Annotated in this window: 23 protein-coding genes; 1 reads left to right on the top strand and 22 read right to left on the bottom strand. The window is 47.5% G+C overall.

The genetic code is table 11. The features are described 5' to 3' along the window. Window positions 1–41 precede the first annotated feature (41 nt). From KQI_RS0105660 to mtrB, 8 genes are all read right to left on the bottom strand, one after another. Window positions 42–1,016 (bottom strand): polyprenyl synthetase family protein, encoded by a 975-nt coding sequence (locus tag KQI_RS0105660; RefSeq protein WP_010345768.1) that lies wholly within the window; start codon window positions 1,014–1,016, stop codon window positions 42–44. Beyond that, window positions 1,013–1,879 (bottom strand): menaquinone biosynthetic enzyme MqnA/MqnD family protein, encoded by an 867-nt coding sequence (locus KQI_RS0105655; RefSeq protein WP_010345767.1) that lies wholly within the window; start codon window positions 1,877–1,879, stop codon window positions 1,013–1,015. Before KQI_RS0105655 ends, KQI_RS0105660 begins: the two co-directional genes overlap by 4 nt. Further along, complete coding sequence (locus KQI_RS0105650; RefSeq protein ID WP_010345766.1) at window positions 1,836–2,498, bottom strand: UbiX family flavin prenyltransferase; 663 nt, start codon at window positions 2,496–2,498, stop codon at window positions 1,836–1,838. Before KQI_RS0105650 ends, KQI_RS0105655 begins: the two co-directional genes overlap by 44 nt. A gap of 5 nt (window positions 2,499–2,503) precedes the next feature. Further along, window positions 2,504–3,370 (bottom strand): UbiA-like polyprenyltransferase, encoded by an 867-nt coding sequence (locus KQI_RS0105645; RefSeq protein WP_010345764.1) that lies wholly within the window; start codon window positions 3,368–3,370, stop codon window positions 2,504–2,506. After that, window positions 3,363–4,091: a demethylmenaquinone methyltransferase gene (locus KQI_RS0105640; protein ID WP_029390037.1), complete on the bottom strand. Its 729-nt coding sequence runs from the start codon at window positions 4,089–4,091 to the stop codon at window positions 3,363–3,365. The genes KQI_RS0105645 and KQI_RS0105640 overlap by 8 nt, the downstream gene beginning before the upstream one ends. A gap of 9 nt (window positions 4,092–4,100) precedes the next feature. Further along, a complete protein-coding gene (locus KQI_RS0105635) occupies window positions 4,101–4,970 on the bottom strand; it encodes a heptaprenyl diphosphate synthase component 1 (RefSeq protein ID WP_010345762.1) in 870 nt (289 codons plus the stop codon). 115 nt (window positions 4,971–5,085) lie between these two features. Beyond that, window positions 5,086–5,637, bottom strand: a complete 552-nt coding sequence (locus tag KQI_RS0105630) for a hypothetical protein (RefSeq protein ID WP_010345761.1) — start codon at window positions 5,635–5,637, stop codon at window positions 5,086–5,088. Between the two features lie 98 nt (window positions 5,638–5,735). Then, window positions 5,736–5,966 carry a trp RNA-binding attenuation protein MtrB gene (mtrB, locus tag KQI_RS0105625; RefSeq protein WP_010345760.1) on the bottom strand — a complete coding sequence of 77 codons (231 nt, stop codon included), beginning with the start codon at window positions 5,964–5,966 and terminating at the stop codon, window positions 5,736–5,738. Between the two features lie 156 nt (window positions 5,967–6,122). Between mtrB and KQI_RS28725 the strand changes: the two genes are divergently transcribed. After that, window positions 6,123–6,296, top strand: a complete 174-nt coding sequence (locus KQI_RS28725) for a hypothetical protein (protein WP_010345759.1) — start codon at window positions 6,123–6,125, stop codon at window positions 6,294–6,296. A gap of 87 nt (window positions 6,297–6,383) precedes the next feature. Here the strand turns inward: KQI_RS28725 and KQI_RS0105615 are convergent, their stop codons facing one another. The 14 genes from KQI_RS0105615 to cmk all read right to left on the bottom strand — a co-directional run bounded on the left by KQI_RS0105615 (window position 6,384) and on the right by cmk (window position 20,468). Then, window positions 6,384–6,656: an HU family DNA-binding protein gene (locus KQI_RS0105615; protein WP_010345758.1), complete on the bottom strand. Its 273-nt coding sequence runs from the start codon at window positions 6,654–6,656 to the stop codon at window positions 6,384–6,386. Between the two features lie 248 nt (window positions 6,657–6,904). After that, the gene (locus tag KQI_RS0105610) at window positions 6,905–7,891 is read right to left on the bottom strand and encodes an ABC transporter permease (protein ID WP_010345757.1); all 987 of its coding nucleotides are present in this window, start codon (window positions 7,889–7,891) and stop codon (window positions 6,905–6,907) included. After that, window positions 7,888–9,405 (bottom strand): sugar ABC transporter ATP-binding protein, encoded by a 1,518-nt coding sequence (locus KQI_RS0105605; protein ID WP_010345756.1) that lies wholly within the window; start codon window positions 9,403–9,405, stop codon window positions 7,888–7,890. Before KQI_RS0105605 ends, KQI_RS0105610 begins: the two co-directional genes overlap by 4 nt. A 74-nt stretch (window positions 9,406–9,479) precedes the next feature. Beyond that, window positions 9,480–10,595: a sugar ABC transporter substrate-binding protein gene (locus KQI_RS0105600; protein ID WP_010345755.1), complete on the bottom strand. Its 1,116-nt coding sequence runs from the start codon at window positions 10,593–10,595 to the stop codon at window positions 9,480–9,482. Between the two features lie 553 nt (window positions 10,596–11,148). Then, window positions 11,149–12,627, bottom strand: a complete 1,479-nt coding sequence (spoIVA, locus tag KQI_RS0105595; protein WP_010345754.1) for a stage IV sporulation protein A — start codon at window positions 12,625–12,627, stop codon at window positions 11,149–11,151. 415 nt (window positions 12,628–13,042) lie between these two features. Then, window positions 13,043–13,393 (bottom strand): 2Fe-2S iron-sulfur cluster-binding protein, encoded by a 351-nt coding sequence (locus KQI_RS0105585; protein WP_010345753.1) that lies wholly within the window; start codon window positions 13,391–13,393, stop codon window positions 13,043–13,045. A gap of 41 nt (window positions 13,394–13,434) precedes the next feature. Continuing rightward, the gene (locus KQI_RS0105580) at window positions 13,435–14,085 is read right to left on the bottom strand and encodes a hypothetical protein (protein WP_010345752.1); all 651 of its coding nucleotides are present in this window, start codon (window positions 14,083–14,085) and stop codon (window positions 13,435–13,437) included. Between the two features lie 174 nt (window positions 14,086–14,259). Further along, on the bottom strand, window positions 14,260–14,535 hold the full coding sequence (locus KQI_RS0105575) for a stage VI sporulation protein F (RefSeq protein ID WP_010345751.1): 276 nt from the start codon (window positions 14,533–14,535) through the stop codon (window positions 14,260–14,262). 167 nt (window positions 14,536–14,702) lie between these two features. After that, window positions 14,703–15,743 carry an NAD(P)H-dependent glycerol-3-phosphate dehydrogenase gene (locus tag KQI_RS0105570; protein WP_010345750.1) on the bottom strand — a complete coding sequence of 347 codons (1,041 nt, stop codon included), beginning with the start codon at window positions 15,741–15,743 and terminating at the stop codon, window positions 14,703–14,705. Then, window positions 15,736–16,344, bottom strand: coding sequence for a glycerol-3-phosphate 1-O-acyltransferase PlsY (gene plsY, locus KQI_RS0105565; protein ID WP_010345749.1), 609 nt, complete (start codon window positions 16,342–16,344; stop codon window positions 15,736–15,738). Before plsY ends, KQI_RS0105570 begins: the two co-directional genes overlap by 8 nt. 11 nt (window positions 16,345–16,355) lie before the next feature. After that, the gene (der, locus tag KQI_RS0105560) at window positions 16,356–17,678 is read right to left on the bottom strand and encodes a ribosome biogenesis GTPase Der (RefSeq protein WP_010345748.1); all 1,323 of its coding nucleotides are present in this window, start codon (window positions 17,676–17,678) and stop codon (window positions 16,356–16,358) included. 145 nt (window positions 17,679–17,823) lie between these two features. Further along, window positions 17,824–19,050 (bottom strand): 30S ribosomal protein S1, encoded by a 1,227-nt coding sequence (gene rpsA / locus KQI_RS0105555; protein WP_010345747.1) that lies wholly within the window; start codon window positions 19,048–19,050, stop codon window positions 17,824–17,826. 120 nt (window positions 19,051–19,170) lie between these two features. Next, window positions 19,171–19,764, bottom strand: a complete 594-nt coding sequence (locus KQI_RS0105550; RefSeq protein WP_010345746.1) for a lysophospholipid acyltransferase family protein — start codon at window positions 19,762–19,764, stop codon at window positions 19,171–19,173. Then, on the bottom strand, window positions 19,761–20,468 hold the full coding sequence (gene cmk, locus KQI_RS0105545) for a (d)CMP kinase (protein ID WP_010345745.1): 708 nt from the start codon (window positions 20,466–20,468) through the stop codon (window positions 19,761–19,763). The genes KQI_RS0105550 and cmk overlap by 4 nt, the downstream gene beginning before the upstream one ends. Window positions 20,469–20,515 lie beyond the last annotated feature (47 nt).

The following is a 20,515-nucleotide window of genomic DNA, read 5'->3' as shown; positions in this document are numbered from 1 at the left end:
GCGGTTAAAGAATTTTTTCACAGCTAGCTCAAAACACTACTTTAGTAGGAGCGGCGTGTCACAAAATGAGCGATATCGCGGAGCGTCTTTTTCGTTTTGACATCTGGCAGTAAGTCCAGCGCGTTCAGCGCTTTCTTAATATATCGGTCGGCGAGAATTTCTGCTTTAGCGATTCCTTCACTTTTTTTGATCATATCCACCGCTTTACGGGCATCTCCTTGCCCATCCCCGTCCTGAATACGACCGATTTCAGCCAGCAAATCGTCACGCAGCTCGGGCTGCTTGAGCGCATAAAGAACCGGAAGCGTAATATTCCCCTGTCTCATATCGCTGCCCGGCGGCTTGCCAATCTTTTTTTCCGTACCGCAGAGATCGAGCAAGTCATCCTGAATTTGAAAAGCCATCCCTACGTTATAGCCATAGCTGTACAGCAGGGAATTGGCTCTTTCCCGTGCCCCCGCAGCCATAGCGCCCAATTGGCAGCTAACCGCAATTAGCAATGCGGTTTTACGCCGTATGCGCAGCAAATAATTGCGCACACTTTGATCCACATTAAAAAAATCGCGGATTTGTTCCATTTCACCAATGGACATCTGCACCAGCGCCTTGGACAGCACCCGGTGAATATCCGGACTCGGCAATTCGGCAACCATAGACAACGCTCGTGCATATATGTAGTCTCCCGTGTACATCGCCACCCGATTGTCCCATTTGGACTTTACGGTGGGTTGACCACGTCTCATTTCAGCATCGTCAATTACGTCGTCGTGAACGAGAGAAGCCGAATGAATCAATTCGAGGGGTACCGCTATGTGTTTGAGCTTGTCCAGATCGTATTCTCCAAACTTGCCTCCGAGCAATACAAACACTGGACGTAAACGTTTGCCTCCTGCTTTAAGCAGATGGAGCGACGTATCATTAATCAACGGCTCCGTGCTGTCAATGCTGCGATACAGCTCTTCTTCTATGAAGTTCATATCCTTCTTTAATAAACCGAACAAATCCAATCGTTTCATTCTTTCACCCGTGTCAGCGTATTGTCACTCCAGAGAAGCGGCTTCACTTGCCGATCAAGCAGCCCCAATTCATGCGCATACTGAAAATAAAGCTCTAAGCCTCTTTGTTCCTTCTCTCCAAAATCATAACACAGATTAGTAAAGTAGCGCTCCCAATAATCTTGCAGGCCGCCAATTTCGTTGCAAGCCTCAGAGACAACAGGCGTCAGATCAGCCAAGCTGCGTTGCTTGCTTGCACGGAACGCAGCTACAATTTCAGTCACTGCATCCGGATTCTGAGCAGCAACAGCACGGCGGACAGCCCATACGGCAAAAGTCATGCTATACCCCGTCCAGCGTTTCCACTCTTCGCCCAGGTCCGTTACATGCAGATCTTCACTCCGCCAAGAAGCCTTGATCGCGTGATCTCCAATCAGCAACCCTGCATCTGCCTGCCCCAGCATCAAATCCAGATCCGGTTCACAGTCAAAATAGGAGGGCTGACCTTCCCATGCCTTTTGCATCAGAATTTTCAGCAAATTCACGGATGTAGCAGACGTATTCGTCAATGCAATCGTTCCGTTTTTGATTTCGTTCAGCGGCTTGCGTGAAAACAATAATATGGATTGCACCGGGCCGTCGGCACTAACGGATAAATCAGGCAACAGCAGCATCTCCTCCGCGCCCGATGCATATGCAAAAGACGACATGGCGCTGATATCCAGACTACCATTCAGCATCCCCCGGTTCAATTCAGCCGGGACTCTAGTAATCAGCTCAGCCGGATGGAGAAGCTCTGAAGAATTAAAATAATGAAAAATGGGCCAAGCGTTTGTATATTTAATTTTTCCGATAGTGATCGTCTTGTTGTCCGGTGTTGGCATCGGAATCCCCCCATCTCGTAAACAATTGATGTTCGATACGCAAGCTGTCTAATACTTTGCCTACGAGGAACAATACAATGTCATCCAGCGTCTTCGGATGAAAGTAAAAGGCCGGCATAGCCGGAATCATTTTGACGCCGAGTCTCGCAAGCTTAAGCATATTTTCCAAATGAATGGCATGAAGCGGTGTTTCACGAGGCACAAGGATCAGCGGACGCCCCTCCTTCATCATGACGTCTGCTGCACGTGCCATCAAATTATCGGACGAACCGTGTGCTACCGCAGACAGCGTTCCCATGGAGCATGGCATAATGATCATCGCATCCACAAGATAGGAGCCGCTCGCAATTGAAGCTCCGATATCTGTGAATGGATGGTATACAAGAGAACCGGGACGGCCTCCGAATTGTTCATTCAAAGCCCCCTCCCGGTCAGTCACGTTCCAGCCTAATTCCTCTTTCAGTACCCGCCAGCCGGCATTGGAAACAATCAGGTGAACTGTGTATTGCAAGTCCAGCAGTGTCTCTACCAGCCGTACACCATAAATGCTTCCGCTCGCGCCTGTAATGCCGATAACGATTCGTTTGCCTTGATGGCTACTCACCTGGTTAGAATTCATTAGAATTAACGCACCACCAAATCAATCAGTGTAAAAGCAAATACGACCATACTAAGTACACCGTTCATTGTAAAGAACGCCGTCTGCAAGCGGCTCAAATCTTTCGGTGATACAATATAATGCTCATAAAATAAAATAATGTACGAAATAATCATCCCTACAAGATACCACCAGCTTAAATCTGCAATAAAGAAAAGTACAATAAATCCGATTGCCGTAATGACATGGAATGCCCGGGCAATGTTGAGTGCACCTGCTATACCAAAGCGGGCAGGAATGGAATAAACCCCCTCGTTCTGGTCAAAATCAATGTCCTGACAAGCATAAATAATATCAAATCCAGCCGTCCAAAATGCAATTGTGAGATACAACACAAGAGCAGTCAAATCTATTTGTCCCGTTACCGCAACCCATGCACCCAGCGGCGCCAAACCAATCGTTAGCCCCAGCACAACATGACACAGCCAAGTGAAGCGCTTGGTGTAAGAGTAAAAAACAAGCATAAAAAAGGCCAGCGGGAACAGCTTGAACGCCAGCGGACTTAGTTTGAACGATGCCCAGAATAACAACAACAAACTGATGATAATGAAAATGACCACTTCACTCGATTTGAGCAGCCCTGCCGGGATAGCGCGTCCTGCTGTACGTGGATTTTTCCCGTCAATCACACGGTCAATCATGCGATTAAAGCCAAAGGCCGCACTACGCGCGCCAACCATAGCCAGTAAAATCCAACCAATTTGCGGCCATGAGGGGAGGCTGCCTGTCACGACAACCGACCCTAATACAGCCCCCATAAATGCAAATGGGAGCGCAAATAACGTATGTTCAATTTTAATCATTTCCAAAAAAATAGCAATTTTCTTAAACATGCTGACTCTCCTTGATTCCAATATGCAATGCCGCGATGCCTCCGGTAAGAGAATGAGCCTGTACATCCTTTAATCCGGTTTCGCGGAAGATGTTAGCCAACTCATCCCTTCCTGGAAAAAGCGCCAACGAATCAGGGAGCCATTTGTATTGCTCATAACGTTTGGCGAACAATTTGCCGAGCATGGGCAAGATGTGTTGAAAATATGTGTAATAAATCCCCTTGAACGGCTGCCAGGTAGGCTTGGACAGTTCCAGACAAACGACTTGTCCGCCAGGTTTGACGACTCGTTGCATTTCCTGTAGTACACGGCGCAGATCAGGCACGTTGCGCAGACCGAAACCAATCGTCGCATAATCAAATGAATTGTCTGCAAAAGGCAGCTCCATCGCGTTGCCCTGAACAAGCTTGATTTGCTTTTCACGGGATTCTGATCTGATCTTGCGCTCACCTACATTAAGCATGTTCTGACTAAAATCCAGTCCAACGATGTGACCACTTTCACTTGCATGCGCCATCGCAAGCGTCCAGTCACATGTCCCACAGCAAAGATCAATAGCCGTATCTCCGTGCTGCATGTTCATTTTTTTCATCGTAAATTTTCGCCAAGCCTTGTGTCTGCGAAAGCTCAGTATATCGTTCATCAAGTCGTATTTGCCTGCTATACTTTCAAACACGCCATGAACGAATTGCTCTTTCGGCTTGGTGTCGCTTGCTCCCATGACGTTCACCTAACCTTCCCTCACGACCGGGTGCGGACTATTCAGCAGCTTCAGGAAAGGTTCCAGCATGCGTTCAAATTCCTCGGTCCCCGTATTTTGATCATCAGACAGAATTTGCCGGATGTGCATAACAGCCGTGCGAAGCTTGTCCAGTATCGCATCCTCGGCCTTGTATTTCAGAACAAGATTACGCCATGCTTCCGTATCAGTACCACTCTCTAAAAGCAGCGCCTGCTCGTTCTGGTCCCCGTTACTGTAAACATGCCAGAACATGTATCCGAAACGGGATTTGTCCGGTTCCACTCGCTTGTTCCATTCCTCCACAAGCATATCACAGACGGCAAATTCGTGGAGAAGCTGCTCCCAAACATCCCGATCCTGTTCTGCTACAAGTGAAGTTAAAGATAAAAAAAGCTCCTTTTTAAAACGAACCATCTGGGATAAATACTGAGCCGCATCCAGGCGGAAATGCTTCATCCCCCAATACAGGCTCATCTTACCGGCATTGACCTCACATACGGCATCACTCAGCTTTGAAATGGTCGCAATGCGGCCCGCCAATGCAAGCAGCTGATAAAAACGGCTGCTAAAATAATCCCCGGCCAACACTTTCAGCTGTCTGGAACGCATTTCCTCCGGACTTCGAATACCGGATAAAGTATCGATCATATCATGCGTATCCAGCCCCATCTGCAAAAGCGAGGTGACCAATGCGTACAGCTCATCCTCGCTGGCATGCAGCTCCTGCATATTCCGGTTTAAAAATACAAATAGCAAGCGGGTACGGCTGTCAGGAAAAGCCGGCATTTCCGTATGTTGTTGAATCATGTCGTATTCCACATATTTCCTTGCTAATTGGGGTACGCGATACGGTTTCATCCTAAGCCTCCGAGCCATGACTTTCTGTTGTATCAAATAATTGCAATGCCTTATATTATATCACAATTTAAAATGATTCGCGACTAAAGTACCGTAGGTCCAACAGCAGAAATATCTAATCTATATATACACCGCCAAACCTCTTTTGCCACATAGGTGTAACTGTAATGCGGAAACGGGATTTCAGTTGCTCCGGTAATTCTGCGCCTTCGCGGCTTCTCAGCTGTTCCAGCGCTTCGTTCGTCCACTCATTCCGGCGTATATCGGATGCCAGCAGCAAATGACGTTCACCCGACCATTTGTCCAGCGTCACCACACGGAGCAGCAATTGCTGTACATTCGTCGTTCCGTAAAAGCTAAAGGCAACAAGCTCCGCCATATTTTGATAAATCTCCAGCGGTGCAGTTTCTTCTTTTGACAGCTTTACATCCAAGGTCAGGACTGAATGTTCCCAGCTTACGCTGGCGATCGGTGTTGTCAAAGGAAGCTCCTTGAGCGTATCCACCAGATTGTCATCGGTCAGCCGCACTCGCTGCTGAGTCGATATCGCCGCCTGGGTCTCACGGACAGCCGCGGTCCCCGAATCCAGTGTATGTAAAGAGGGCAGCAATATGGCTGCCGCAGCGGTTATGAGAATCGAGCTGCCGAGTACAATCCAAGGTTTCATCCGAACCTCCCCTGACCCCTACTCCATAATGTGGACTTGCTACGGTAAAGGTCCTCACTCTCATTGTACAACAAAAAAAAGCAGGCTATGCCTGCATTTTAATCCTCTGTATCCACAACTCCGTGTTTGGTCATAACTACGGCTTTACCGCGAATTTTAATGGCAGAGGTGTGATCCGTAAACTGGACGATCATTACCTCGCCCTTGTCCAGTTTTTCTGAATGATGCAGGCGTGTATCTTGTCCTCTAGTCAGACCAAAAACCTGACACCCATTGCTTTTCGCTTTAATTACGACGTACTCACTGCTACCTGGCACGTTATCTTCCATTTCTTTTCCCCCCTGAGAGCCGAAGCTATACTTTTTATGATGGAGATTTGAGCTCGTTTTGTCAACTACATGCTTCTAGCATTACCTGCAACAATTAGCGGATCACGAGCCATACTATCCGTGCAGCCTCATATGTTAACGAAAGGAGCAAATCTGATGAAAAACTATCTTCCGGCCAATCTCAGTCCTGCCCAAATTGAGCGACTGCAACAGCTGGAGCATGAATTCGCCGAGCTGACAGGTGAACCACTGGTCCTGATCGCATATGCCTCGCGGAACGACAAGACAGTTTCCTCTTCTTCTGTCCAAAGTACCTCTACCCTGAAGTAAATCTGTCCTGGAGTATACAGAACAAAAAGAAAAGGCCGTGAATCAAATTCACGGTCTTTCCAGCGCAATGGGAATATGTAAGAAATCTTATTTAATTCCGTCCTTGAGCGCTTTACCCGGTTTAAATGCCGGAATTTTGCTCGCAGGGATTTCGATTTCTTCTCCTGTTTGCGGGTTACGTCCTTTACGTGCGGAACGTTCACGAACCTCAAAGTTTCCGAAACCTACCAGTTGTACCTTGTCCCCGTTTTGCAGTGCTCCGGAGATCGCCTCAAATACAGCGTCAATGGCTTTGGTTACGTCCTTTTTGGACAATTCAGTGCTTTCAGCAACCTGATTGATCAAATCCGTTTTATTCATAATTTTCACCTCCTAATTCAAGTGTAGTCCAGCATCAAGGTTATCGGTGCAATAGACCGATAAGAACGCCTGTATAAAATAACGCGGGCGGCATACTGCCTTCCATAATGTTATCATCTGTTTCCGTTTCGTCGTTAAATATACATAGAATATACCTAACCTCCGCAATGTAGGCCGAAACTGGCGTTTAATGGCACCCTTCTTGCGTGGAACAACAAGGTTTATAGTAATACAGTCCACAGACAATTTCAAGTACGGCGACGGTTTAACACGTAAAAAGTAACGGCCAGCGCGAGTACTAGCACTACGCCCTTGACGATATCATGAGCAAAATATTGCACATTCATCATCGTCAGTCCATTGACCAATACCCCGATCAGCACCGCACCAATAAAAGTACCGATGACATTAGGTTTACCGGCTCCAAAGACCGAAAAACCAACGAAAACTGCAGCAACTGCCTCCATAAGTAATGGAGAGCCTGCATCAATTTGACCCGAGCCTACACGGGAAGCATACAATATACCGGCTATTGCCGCAAATACGCCCGAAGCCACGTAGGCTAGTGTACGGACTTTTTTTACCCGTATGCCTGACAAACGAGCGGCTTCTTCATTGCCTCCAGTCACATACATTTGACGCCCATGCTTCGTGTAAGTCAAGAAAATATGCACCGCCACCACAGCCAGCAGCAGCAAAATAACTGAAATCGGAATGCCAAGCCATTTTCCTTGCCCCAACAGAAGAAATGCAGGGGATATCTCTCCCGGCGCCTTGCTGCCGTCAGGAAACTGCATATGGTTGTAAATGGTGTAACCTTGTGCATACGTTTTATGAATCCCACTTACAATATACATGATTGCGAGGGTTGCCAGCAAATCGGGAATACGTAGCTTAATAATCAGCAATGAATTCAGTAGTCCAACCAAAGCTCCAACAACCAAGGACACTACGATGACCACGGCCACAGGCTGTTCATACCAAATCATCAAAGAAGCTGAAACTACCGTCGTCAAAGATACCGTAGCTCCAACCGACAGGTCAAAACCATCTACGATTAGTGATAGCGTCACACCAATAGCCACGAAAGTCACAATCGCAATAGAACCAAGAATGTCCATCAAATTGTCATACGTCCAGAAATAAGGCAATGTGGCTGAAAAAAACGCCAACACACCAATAATGACTACTACAGCACCATAACGAAATGAGACGTTTAACCATTTTTCCTTCATGCATGCACCTCTTCACCGCCGCTAGCATACAACAGGAGCTGTTCCTGTTCCACTTCGCCCCGCGCAAATTCCTTAATTATTTTGCCATCATACATCACTGCAATCCGATCCCCAATGCCGATCCCTTCAGCAAATTCACAGGTGAGATAAATGATTGCTTTACCTTGCGCCGCCAATTCACCAATGATACGGAAAATATCGCTTTTTGCCCCAATATCCACGCCCTTGGTCGGCTCGTCAAAAACAAACACATCCGCTCCGGAATGCAGCCATTTGCCAATCGCTACCTTTTGCTGATTCCCACCGCTCAAGTATTTAACATTCTGGCGCAGAGATGGTGTCTTAATGCCAAGAGATGCGACAACCTTATTACCGTTAGCACGTTCTTTTGCTCGAGAGATGAAACCAAGAACACTGAGCTTGCCCAAGAGCGGTAGACTAAGGTTTCGTTCGACGTTCTCCTCTATCAGTACACCCTGCTTCCGCCGTTCCTCAGGTATCGACACAATTCCTTGCACGACCGCATCCGCAGGCTCTCTCAAACGAATGGAACGACCTTTATAGACCAGCTCCCCCTTATCGGGTCTGTCTGCCCCTGTAAGAAGCCGTGACAGCTCCGTTTTGCCTGCACCGACCAAACCCACAATTGATAAAATTTCTCCACATTTGACCTGTAAATCAACGCCGTGAACTCGTAACCCCTTGCGAAGCCCTCTCGCTTCCAATATCGTTTCCCCAATAGGACTTTCAGTTTTCGGAAACTCCTCTTCAAATGTTTTCCCCAGCATATGCGTAACAATGTCTCCTACACTTAAATCAGAGGCAGAGCCCGTGAACACTCGCTCACCGTCACGCATCACCGTCACACGGTCACTGTGCTCGATGACCTCCGGCAACCGATGCGTGATCAGGATGCATGCAACCCCCTCATCCTTGAGGGTATGGATCGTGCGGAACAAGCGGCGCGTTTCTTCCTCGCTGAGTGGTGCTGTTGGCTCATCAAAAATGATCGTCTTCGCCTGCTGTGTCAAAATACGTGCGATGAGTACAAGCTGCTTTTCTGCCAACGTTAATTCAGACACGTATTGCCGTACATCAATGTCAGCTTCCAGCCGTGCCAGCGCCTCACGCGCTCGTCTGCGCATAGAGCCCGGCGCGGCCCACCATCGTCCTTCAGGTGCTGACAGATCGTCCAAAATAATGTTCTCAGCGACACTTAACTGCGGCACAAGCGCCGAATCGACCTCCTGATACACACAGTGAATCCCGGCTCTTTTGGCCTCCCACGGCGAGTTAATGCTCAGTTCCTTGCCACTTGCTACGATGGTTCCCTGATCGGAACGATATGCGCCGGACAATATTTTCATCAATGTGCTTTTGCCTGCCCCGTTAGCACCTAACAGAGCGTGAATCTCGCCGCCATGCACTGTAAAATCCACCGCTCGCAGCGCATCCACACCAGCAAATTGCTTGCCGATTTTCTTCATCTCCAGCGTATATACTTGTGAACTCATTACTCATAGCAACCCCCTTACGCCTGCTTATGATAAAAGCGCGCCGAAGCGCGCCTGTGCATGATGCTTGCATTTTATTTGGACGTTTCATATTCCTTCATCCAATCCTTATAACCTTGCTCGCTTTGGCCCCATCCCTTCACATATTGAGACAGCTCGGATGTGGAAATTTGCTTATCCGGCAGTGCTTCCCGCTGCACATATACTGCCTTCAGTACCACTTTTTCCTCCGGTTTATCCCCATGCAGCTTCTGATAGGCGTAGCGTACTTGTACCCGCCCGATATCTGTTGGATCTACGGCTGCCGAAGCCACCCAAGGGTTTTTCGGGTTCTGAATCATTTGCAGATCCTCGTCACTCATATCAATACCATAGACTTTAATTTCCGTACGTCCCGCTTGTTGGATGGCACGGGCTGCACCTTTGGCGAATTCATCCCATGCAGCCCATACTGCTGTAATTTGGCCCTTAGGATATTGCTTCAATATGGCCTCCATCTTCGCTTGTGTGTCCAAAGCAGGATTCTGTGCCGAACCAAAAGTCGCAATTTCTTTTATATCCGGATTAGCTTTCAAAAATGCAGCGTAAGCAATCTGACGGCGTTCCATCGGTGCAAAACCGGCCACCCATACTTTGACGATATTGCCTTTGCCGCCTATATCCTTTTTCATTTGCTCCAGCGTCAGCTCAGCCATGCTTTGATCATCCTGCGAGAGCACTACCGCACCCGGAACGTTGACGGCGGCATCGAACACGATAACCGGAATATTGCGAGAGAGTGCTTTTTTCAGTCCTGGCTCCAGCAGGGCATCACCATGGTCGGTTAAAATCACATCAAACTGCTGATTAATCGCGCTATCCAGCAAGGAGGCCATTTTAGCCTTATCGTTATCTGCCACAAACTTGGTCAGTGTTCCGCCAAATTTCTTAACTTCCTCTTCCACACCTTGAACATACTGCTGCGAAAATGTGCCCGTGTTAAACTCCATAATCAGCGCAACACGTTTACCTTTTAGATTTGAACTGCCTGTTTTCCCGTCCGCCGTATTGGACCCCGCAGTGCTTGTCCCTTGAGCGCCGCTCTCTGTTTTCGGCACGCCACATGCAGTGACCAGCAAAACCAGCACCAGTAGCATGATGGCCCCCAGCCCTAGCTTTTTGTTTCTTTGCAGCTCTTTTTGGACATTCATAATTTCATTTCCCCCTCGTTCCATCCACAAAATGTTTCAAATTTGATATTTAATATATCGCGTTAAACCAAGTATGTAAATAGGTTTTGTGAATATAAAAATATTTTCCGAGTTTATATGACAAAACAACCGTTCCCCGATCGAAAATCGGAAAGCGGTTGCTATAAGCTCACATCTAATTGATTTGGAGCACTGCTTTACCGGAAAACTTCCGCTCCATCAGTTGTTGGTCAATCGTATTGGGAGAAATTGAAGCTGTCCGCATGAAGCGTCAACGGGAATATGCTGACCAATCACCCGCTGTTGAAACGTTTTACTCAGCAGGAGCTTAATGATGTGGCATGTCCTACTTATAAAAATCTTTTGGTTGGGCGTTCGCGTCGAGTGCCGGATCGTAAAATAATTATCCAGATTGTTTAATATGTGGGAATATTGGTTCAATAAAACAGCGGAAGCCTGGGACTTTATTTCCTCGTCCGCGGCTACCGCTGTCTCATTATTTGTGGATCAGTCTAATACTTTATTTTCTTATATTTTTTTTATTTGATTACGCTTAGAGAATAATAGCAATGAGACCGCCAGAGCCTTCATTGATAATGCGACCCAGCGTTTCCTGCAGCTTGTAGCGTGCATTGTCCGGCATCATGGCGATCTTGCCCTGAATGCCTTCACGTACAATGGAATGCAGCGAGCGTCCGAAAATATCTGAATCCCAAATTTTGATCGGATCATTTTCAAAATCCTGCATCAGATAGCGCATAAGCTCCTCACTTTGCTTCTCTGTACCGATAATCGGAGCAAATTCTGATTCCACATCGACACGGATCATGTGAATGGAAGGCGCAGTCGCCTTGAGTCGCACCCCAAACCTCGTACCCTGGCGAATCAACTGTGGTTCATCTAACGCCATCTCGGCCAGTGACGGAGCGGCTATGCCGTATCCCGTTGTCTTGACCATTTCCAGCGCCTCAGCGAAGCGGTCATATTCCCGTTTGGCATGGGCAAAATCCTGCATCATTTGCAGCAAATGATCCTTGCCGCGAATCTCCACCCCTACAACTTCAACCAAAATCTGATCGTACAGCTCATCCGGCGCATACAAATCAATTTCAGCTACACCCTGCCCCATATTCATCCCGCTCAAACCGGCCCTGTCGATGAATTCATATTCCATAAACTGACCGACCACCCGATCTACATCACGCAGGCGTCGGATATCTTTAACCGTATCGCGAACGGAATTTTCATAATTGCTGCGAAGCCAATGATCTTCGTTCAGTACCATGACCCAGCTCGGCAGGTTCACATTCACCTCATGCACCGGAAATTCATACAATACTTCACGAAGTACGCCTGTAACATCATCTTCTGTCATTGTCGCTGCGCTGAGTGTCATGACCGGAATATCGTACTTGGCAGCCAGCTCACTGCGAAGCTGAAGTGTTTCATCACTGCGCGGATGCGTGGAGTTAATGACCAGCACGAATGGCTTGCCAACTTCCTTCAACTCCTCAATGACACGCTCCTCTGATTCCACGTAAGAGCTGCGCGGAATTTCAGCAACCGTACCATCCGTCGTGACCACAACACCAAGCGTCGAATGCTCCTGAATAACCTTGCGTGTACCAATTTCCGCCGCTTCCTGAAATGGAATCGGCTCTTCAAACCATGGTGTTGAGATCATCCTTGGGCCATTTTCATCCTCGTAGCCCTTAGCTCCTTCTACTGCGTATCCTACACAGTCGACCAGACGTACATTTACCTCCAGTCCTTCTGTTACTTTGATCTGGACGGCATTATTCGGTACGAATTTAGGCTCCGTCGTCATGATCGTCTTCCCTGCCGCGCTTTGCGGCAGCTCATCTACGGCGCGGGCACGATCCGCCTCACTTGTAATGTTTGGCAGAACAATCGTCTCCATAAACCGCTTGATAAACGTTGATTTTCCTGTTCGGACTGCGCCAACGACCCCAAGATAAATGTCTCCTCCGGTGCGTTCGGCAATGTCTTTAAAAATGTCCACTTTCTCCAATGAAATCCCCTCCTCAAAAGTCTCCGAAGGAAAAATGCTTAAAGAGCATCCGCTTCGTGTTCAACCAACTGCTTGATCCCAGATGCGGCAGAACAGCCTTTAAAATGCCCGGAAGTCGTCCGCCGCCGAGATTCAGGAGACTGATGGAATCGGCGAAACGGCGTAAACTCGTACATGCATTTGGACTGATACCATCATATGTATCCCCTCCGTAAAATATGTTCAGTTTTTGAAAAAATAGAGTAGCCACAGCCATCATTACAAAACCAATATTTTACGTTTGGGTCCACTCATCTAATATATGCGGAGAGGGGGTTCCCCATGACTTCGGCGCCACGCGCCATATAAAAAAAAGGATGTTCTCCTGACCGCTTTGTAGGCGTCGGATAACATCCTTTGTTGTTATATTTTTCGATTACCACAGTTCGTCATCCATCGCTTGGCGCTCCAGTTGCTTCCTGATAGCAGCCTTAAGCCTATCCTCCGGTATCGTAGCCTCTACATCACCTTGAGCACGAGCCTGACAGGACAATCGTACGCCTTCCTCCAACAAAGATCCCAGCTTACGCTGCTCTGCATCATTGGGACGGCCTGCAAATGCAGCCCATTCCGGTGATATATGTACCTTACACATGAGGCAGGCCGCTTTCCCGTCACAGCGAGTGGGAATATATACACCTGCTTTACGGGCAGCCTGGAGCAATGTCGTACCCTGACCAACCTGTACACGCCTGCCTGACGGCTTGAATGTAATCTTCACATTCATGAACGGTCGCCTCCCTTCGTCTCTCCTCTTACACACGAGGCTTATACATCATGTCCCATCTGGATGATGGAATGCAGCTCTGGCCAGGGCAAAAGCTCTACCAGCCTGTCCAACTGCTCCTCTGCCCAAATGTTACTGATCAGCAGTTGCTTGAGTATCACCAGATGACGCTGTGGATCACGTTTCATAACCTCTGCAATCGCTCTATACCGGTCAGGGCGATTTCGCAACAAATTAAATAGCAACTCGTGACTGAGCGGCATCAGATGTAGTGAAGCACGCCCCAAATCAAGCTGGATTCCCGCTGACCAGAGGAGCCTTTCAACCTCCAAACGATATAACGCTCCGTTACAGAGCACCTCGAACCCCCCCACCAATTCAACTGGAAATCCCTCCAGCTCATAATGGCTTAGCAATGAAACGTACGAGCCGCTGCGGTCAACCTGCTGTTGATCTATATTTACACCCGGAGGGTGCGCATGAAGCTGTTTTGCTGCGTGAATATCCGCATAAATATCAATGTCCCGCGGCAAACGATCCAGCTCAACTCCCTGCACCAATAGTGAACAGCTTCCTCCCAGCATCCACGGAACCGACACTGTTGACCACCGTTCAGCCAAGCTACTCAGCGCAGCTGTCAAATCGTGAGGCAGTCTGTTTAATAGCGCCGATGGTATAGCCTCCTTCAACATTGTTTCCTCCTTACTGTCTTTCAACCCGTTTCCTATTGGGCATCATTATATCATGTTCGGCATGGTAGTTCGATATTTTGTGCAGTGAAAAGCAAGCGAAAGCATGCTTCAATATACAAAAAACCGCGAACCTGTCCGGTTCACGGTGAAACCCAACCATTTTCGGCCTGCGTTTTATTTTTTCATCATCATTTTCATCAACGCTTCCATATTGGAAGAACTCATTCCGCTCTTTTTGACGGCACTGACAATATCCCTTACTGTATCTTCCGACACCGGAATGTTGGCCATCGCAGATACCTGCTTAATAAGCTGACGCAACTGCGCTTCACTTTGAAGCGTTTCCGCCTTCACCGTGCCTGCCAGCTTTTTTACGGCATTTTCTGAAATGTTTTTGCCGCCTTTTTTGTTAATGGCCTTTAACGCTTCTTTCGGAAAGTTTTTACTCACAATCTCCCCTCCTCCGCCATTGCTCAACTCAGTCTATGAATGGTGAAGATAAAGGGTGATTAAGCTTACAAAAGACATGCCTAATGCCTAACTAAAAAGGCTATCTCATTCGTAGAAAAAATCTACTTACGAGACAGCCTTTACTATCTTTTGGGACCATTCAGCTATTATGAATGCCATTGCTCCCAAGTTTGCAGCGGCATAACTTCCATCTCGGTCTTAGGATCGCGCCCCATCAGTGCCTCGACCGCTTTGCGGACGTCACGTCCTTCGAACAGTACACCATACAGCACTTCTGTAATAGGCATCTGAACACCCAGCTTTTGTGAGATAGCGTAGGCCGCTTTTGTTGTGCGAATGCCCTCTACCACCATGCCCATGGATTCCAGCACAGCATCTAGCTGTTGGCCCTGTCCCAATAACGAGCCTGCGCGCCAGTTGCGGCTGTGACGGCTCGTTGCAGTGACAACAAGATCACCAATACCAGCCAGACCGGCAAAGGTCAATGGATTAGCACCCATCTCAACTCCGGCACGGGTAATCTCTGCTAATCCACGTGTCAATAAAGCCGCTTTGGCATTATCACCGAAGCCAAGTCCGTCCGACATTCCCGCGCCTAGAGCGATAATGTTTTTTAGCGCCCCGGACAGCTCTACACCCAGCAAATCACGGTTGGTATATACTCGAAAATAGGAGTTCATAAACAGCTCCTGTGCAGCCTGTGCAGCCTTCTCATTGGAGGAAGCTACGACGACCGTGGTTGGGCATTTTCGCACCACTTCCTCCGCATGACTCGGACCAGACAGCACGGCAATATCACCCTCCGCGATTTCCAGTTCTTCCGAGATCACCGTGGACATACGCTTGAGAGTTTCGGTTTCAAAGCCTTTAATGGCATGCACCACCAGCATATCCTTGGTAAAGTGATCTTTTAGACTACGTGCTACCTGACGAGCGGCAGACGAAGGGGATACGATAATAACAGCTTTAGCACCGGATACGGCAGTCTCCATGTCGGTTGTAGCGGAAATACGATCAGACAAAATGGAGCCGGGTAAATAATGCTCATTCGTATGCTTTTCATTGATTTCAGCTGCTTGCTGCTCATTTCTCGTCCAGACAGAGACATCGTTGTTATTGGTCGCAAGAACGGAAGCCAGGGCCGTCCCCCAACTACCCGCGACCAGCACAGCTATTTTCTCAGACAAGACGATCTCCTCCTTTGGAGCCAAGCTTATTTTCATTTCCCCGTACCAGCTTGACAATGTTGGTACGGTGTCTCCACACAGCAAACAAGCAAATGACTAGAGCTGTCCAGAAAAACGGCCATTCATATCCAAGCACGAGTAAAATCCAGGGGGTCAGAATGACAAAAATCAGTGATCCAAGGGACACATAGCGGGTTATTACGATAGCGAGAATCGCAATGATCCCGGCATATAGAGCGGGAAGCAAGGTCAGCGATGCTAATACACCAATAGCGGTAGCAATCCCTTTTCCTCCGCGAAAGTGAAAATATACCGGCCAGTTATGGCCTGCAATCGCCGCGATTCCGCACAAACCCGGTAGCCAAGCAGATTCTCCACCCAGCCAGTGCCCAATCAGCACTGCAATAACTCCTTTAAGTACATCCAGCAGCAATACCAGAATAGCTGGGCCTTTTCCAAGCACGCGCAGCGTATTCGTCGCACCGGCATTGCCGCTTCCATGCTGGCGAATGTCGATTCCCTTTAATTTTCCATACAGCAAACTAAAGCTGACAGAGCCAAGCAAGTAACTGAGTACGATGGCAACGATCTGTAAAATCAACCTATTCGCTCCTAACCTTCGTCAGACTTGCGCCGTGTAAAGATGCGAATTGGAGTCCCCTCAAAATTGAAGGCGGCGCGAATTTTGTTCTCCAGATAACGCTCGTAAGAGAAGTGCATGATTTCCGGATCATTAACGAATACAACCATCGTAGGCGGCTTGACAGCAACCTGGGTCACATAGTTAATGCGCAGACGACGTCCTTTGTCTGTTGGCGGAGGATTGATCGCTACTGCATCGGAAATGACATCATTCAGCAAATGCGTCTGAATACGCATAACATGCTGCTGCGCCACATGCTGTACAACGGGAAGCAGCTTTTGCAAGCGTTGCTTCGTTTTGGCAGACAAAAACACAATCGGAGCATATGTCATAAACAGAAAATGATCGCGGATTTTAGTTTCAAACTGATGCATCGTTTTATCGTCTTTATCCACGACATCCCATTTGTTAACAACAAACAGCGACGCTTTTCCCGCCTCATAAGCATAGCCGGCAATGTGCTTATCCTGCTCAATAATACCTTCCTCGCCGTTAATAACAACCAGGACAACATCTGCACGCTCGATAGCACGCATGGCACGCATTACACTATATTTCTCTGTCGTTTCATATACTTTACCGCGTTTGCGCATCCCAGCCGTATCAATCAGGACATATTTCTGACCGTCTTTTTCAAATGGCGTATCAATCGCATCACGTGTCGTGCCTGCAATATCACTAACAATAACCCGTTCTTCTCCCAGAATGGCGTTCACAAGTGAAGATTTGCCTACGTTCGGGCGGCCGATCAAAGCTACGCGAATAACGTCTTCATCATAGTGCTCTTCTTCAAGCTCAGGCAAATTGGACGTAATTGCATCCAACAGGTCACCTATTCCTGTACCGTGACTACCGGAAACGGGGATAGGATCTCCAAATCCATACGAGTAAAACTCATAAATCAGATCGGCACGATTGAGGTTGTCCACCTTGTTTACCGCTACAATGATCGGTTTACCCGAACGATACAGCATTTGAGCTACCTCTTCATCCGATTGCGTAATTCCTGCTTTCGCATCACTCATGAATACGATAACATCTGCTTCTTCTATTGCCAGTTCGGCTTGCATGCGGATGGATTTCAAAATGATATCTTCACCATCAATCTCAATACCGCCGGTATCAATAATACTGAAGGATTTACCATTCCACTCCGAAATACCGTAAATACGGTCACGAGTGATCCCGGGTTTATCTTCCACGATGGACAAACGATCCCCGATAATCCGATTAAAAATAGTGGACTTTCCCACATTCGGGCGACCAACGATAGCCACAACGGGTCTTGCCATAAATTCACTCCTCCTGTCATTCTCAGCTCTCATCATAGCAAAAAACATACCTGTTGGCGATATGGTCACGTAACAATAATCGGCGAACCCTCTGGGTCCGCCGATGGTGTACGTTATGCTTATTATAAAGTGTATTGATTCAAACTCATTTAAATTTGTTCAGCTTATCGCCAAAACGTTCGCCAAGCGTAATGCTCAAACCGGAATTGTTGAGCGAAACGTTCGGATTGTTCAGTTCCTCACGAGGCGCGCGAGCTGCACGTGGTGCTCTTTCTGCTTTTGGAGCAGCTTCAGGAGCTTCTTCAGTTTCTTTAATGCTCAGGCTAACACGTTTTTCGGAAGGGTTCATTTCAAGAATTTTAACTTTCACTTCTTGCCCTTCTTCCAGAACCTCTTGTGGAGTTCCGATGTGTTTGTGGGAAATTTGGGAAATGTGAACCAAACCTTCCACGCCAGGAGCGATTTCAACGAATGCACCGAAGTTAACCAGTCGTTTTACAACACCAGTTACGATGTCATTGTTATTAAATTGTCCAGCAGCCGATTCCCAAGGACCAGGCTGTGCAGCTTTCATGCTCAGGCTGATTTTTCCTTTTTCAGGATCTACTTTCAAGACTTTTACTTTTACTTGATCCCCTTCAGAAACAGCATCAGAAGGCTTATCAACATGAGTCCAAGCGATTTCAGATACGTGAACCAAACCGTCCACGCCACCTACATCTACAAAAGCACCAAACTGAGTGAGACGTTGAACCGTACCTACGATTTCTTGTCCTTCTTTCAGCTCAGCCATTACTTTTTGCTTGTTGGCTTCAAATTCTGCTTCCAGAACGTCTTTTTGAGAAAGGATCACTTTGTTGTTTTCGCGATCCAGCTCTTTTACAACAACACGCAAGGTGCGGCCTTTGTAATCGCTGAAATCTTCAACGAAATGACGTTCTACCATAGATGCAGGAATGAATCCACGCACACCCACGTCTACTACGATACCGCCTTTAACGACATCGTTTACTACGACTTCAAACACTTCTTTGCTTCCGAACAGCTGCTCCAGCTTTTCCCAAGCATTTTCGCTGTCGATTGCACGTTTGGACAGAACAAGCTTTTCTTTGGCATCATCGATGCTAATGATTCTAGCTTCGACTTCTTGCCCTACTTGTACTGCTTCTTCTGCGTTATCCAAACCAGAAGACAACTCGCGAATTGGAATAACTCCATCGTATTTATATCCAATGCTTAATACCGCTTGGTTATCTTCCAATTTCACGATCGTACCTTTAACGGTGTCACCTTTTTTCAGGGAGACGATTTGATCGAGCTCGTCTTGATTTGCCGCTTCAGCAGCTTCTTGATTTTTAATTTCTTCCGACATGTCAATACCCTCCTCAATTCAAAAAAACCATTTATTTAAACCTGCGCATGGCAGAGTTCAAAACATCAATAAAACTTTTGTTCTAGTTTTCCGAGCTTAGACATAATTCATGCAAGCCTTTCAGTTATTCGTAGGCTTGCCAGTTTCCTTCATCGTACGGATGCGGGACATAATTGCTTCTGTCGCCAGTTCAAGCGGGTCTCCCTCGATATCGGCACCTTTTTGGTAAGCATCCAAATTGACAGGCTTGCCGTATATCACTTTCGTTTTACGGAAAAGCTTGTAATCACCAACAATGGCGACCGGAACGGCAGCCGCTCCACTACGCAGCGCAAAGCTGGCAGCACCCTTTTTACCAATTCCTCCAGCTCCTCTGGAGCCTTCGGGGAAGATCCCCATCACTTTTCCATCACGCAAAATGTTCAATGCCAGTTTAATGGATTCCTTACTCACACCACCGCGTTTGACTGGAAAAGCTCCCAGCTTGTCAATCAGTGGACCCAGTACGGGAACATTAAAAAGCTCGGCTTTTGCCATAAAGTGAACCTTTCGCTTCAGCAAAATACCAACTGTAGGAGGGTCAAGATTACTAATATGATTAGAGCACAACAATACTCCGCCCTCAGCAGGTACATTGTCCCTGCCTACCGCTTCAAGTCTGAACAGAATGCGGTAAATGAGGCGCAAAATACTGACGCATACCGTATATATCATTGGCTGATCTCCCCATCCTTCTTCGCCACGCAATAAGATACGATCGTATCCACGACATCCTGAATGCCCATATGGGTTGTATCCAGTACGATGGCGTCCTCACTGCAACGAAGCGGGGATACTTCCCTCTCCTCGTCAAGCTTGTCACGTGCCGCAATGTCACGTTCAAGCTGCTCCAGAGTGATATCATCAGCTCCGTTCAATTCTTTAAAACGGCGAGAGGCACGTTCCTGAACACTTGCAGTCATGAACACCTTAACTTCCGCATCTGGAAGCACTGTGGTTCCAATGTCCCGCCCGTCCATAACGACGCCCTTGCGTGCAGCCATTTCACGCTGGTTTTCAGTCAAATGTGTGCGTAAACCCGCAATACTCGAATACTGTGATACCTTGCTGGTCACTTCCATCGAACGGATTACTGTAGTTACGTCTTCCCCGTTACAATAAACCTTTTGACCTGTGGGGTCCGGTACTAATTCAATCACCAGCTCAGGTACATGTTGAAGCACTTTTTCTACATTTTCCACTGGAATTTCCTTACATATCATATACCACGTTGCTGCCCGGTACATGGCTCCAGTGTCCACATATACATAAGAAAGTGCTTTCGCCACCAAGCGGGCCACTGTACTTTTCCCTGCACCAGCAGGTCCGTCAATGGCTACATTTATTTTTTTATTTGAAGATACTTGCTGCCTTGCCAACGGGGAATTCCTCCTAACCTAACCTCAAGAAAAAAGCAGGCATTGCC

It is taken from the genome of Paenibacillus peoriae KCTC 3763 (assembly GCF_000236805.1).
In the GTDB taxonomy this organism is placed as follows: domain Bacteria; phylum Bacillota; class Bacilli; order Paenibacillales; family Paenibacillaceae; genus Paenibacillus; species Paenibacillus peoriae.
Note: the sequence above shows the minus strand (reverse complement) of the source record. Positions and strands in the feature narration are given on the sequence as shown.

Bases quoted from the DNA above. Each gene is read 5' to 3' on its own strand.
- KQI_RS0105660 (WP_010345768.1), bottom strand. From the start codon at position 1,016: ATGAAACGATTGGATTTGTTCGGTTTATTAAAGAAGGATATGAACTTC.
- KQI_RS0105655 (WP_010345767.1), bottom strand. From the start codon at position 1,879: ATGCCAACACCGGACAACAAGACGATCACTATCGGAAAAATTAAATAT.
- KQI_RS0105650 (WP_010345766.1), bottom strand. From the start codon at position 2,498: ATGAATTCTAACCAGGTGAGTAGCCATCAAGGCAAACGAATCGTTATC.
- KQI_RS0105645 (WP_010345764.1), bottom strand. From the start codon at position 3,370: ATGTTTAAGAAAATTGCTATTTTTTTGGAAATGATTAAAATTGAACAT.
- KQI_RS0105640 (WP_029390037.1), bottom strand. From the start codon at position 4,091: ATGGGAGCAAGCGACACCAAGCCGAAAGAGCAATTCGTTCATGGCGTG.
- KQI_RS0105635 (WP_010345762.1), bottom strand. From the start codon at position 4,970: ATGAAACCGTATCGCGTACCCCAATTAGCAAGGAAATATGTGGAATAC.
- KQI_RS0105630 (WP_010345761.1), bottom strand. From the start codon at position 5,637: ATGAAACCTTGGATTGTACTCGGCAGCTCGATTCTCATAACCGCTGCG.
- mtrB (WP_010345760.1), bottom strand. From the start codon at position 5,966: ATGGAAGATAACGTGCCAGGTAGCAGTGAGTACGTCGTAATTAAAGCG.
- KQI_RS28725 (WP_010345759.1), top strand. From the start codon at position 6,123: ATGAAAAACTATCTTCCGGCCAATCTCAGTCCTGCCCAAATTGAGCGA.
- KQI_RS0105615 (WP_010345758.1), bottom strand. From the start codon at position 6,656: ATGAATAAAACGGATTTGATCAATCAGGTTGCTGAAAGCACTGAATTG.
- KQI_RS0105610 (WP_010345757.1), bottom strand. From the start codon at position 7,891: ATGAAGGAAAAATGGTTAAACGTCTCATTTCGTTATGGTGCTGTAGTA.
- KQI_RS0105605 (WP_010345756.1), bottom strand. From the start codon at position 9,405: ATGAGTTCACAAGTATATACGCTGGAGATGAAGAAAATCGGCAAGCAA.
- KQI_RS0105600 (WP_010345755.1), bottom strand. From the start codon at position 10,595: ATGAATGTCCAAAAAGAGCTGCAAAGAAACAAAAAGCTAGGGCTGGGG.
- KQI_RS0105585 (WP_010345753.1), bottom strand. From the start codon at position 13,393: ATGAATGTGAAGATTACATTCAAGCCGTCAGGCAGGCGTGTACAGGTT.
- KQI_RS0105580 (WP_010345752.1), bottom strand. From the start codon at position 14,085: ATGTTGAAGGAGGCTATACCATCGGCGCTATTAAACAGACTGCCTCAC.
- der (WP_010345748.1), bottom strand. From the start codon at position 17,678: ATGGCAAGACCCGTTGTGGCTATCGTTGGTCGCCCGAATGTGGGAAAG.
- rpsA (WP_010345747.1), bottom strand. From the start codon at position 19,050: ATGTCGGAAGAAATTAAAAATCAAGAAGCTGCTGAAGCGGCAAATCAA.
- KQI_RS0105550 (WP_010345746.1), bottom strand. From the start codon at position 19,764: ATGATATATACGGTATGCGTCAGTATTTTGCGCCTCATTTACCGCATT.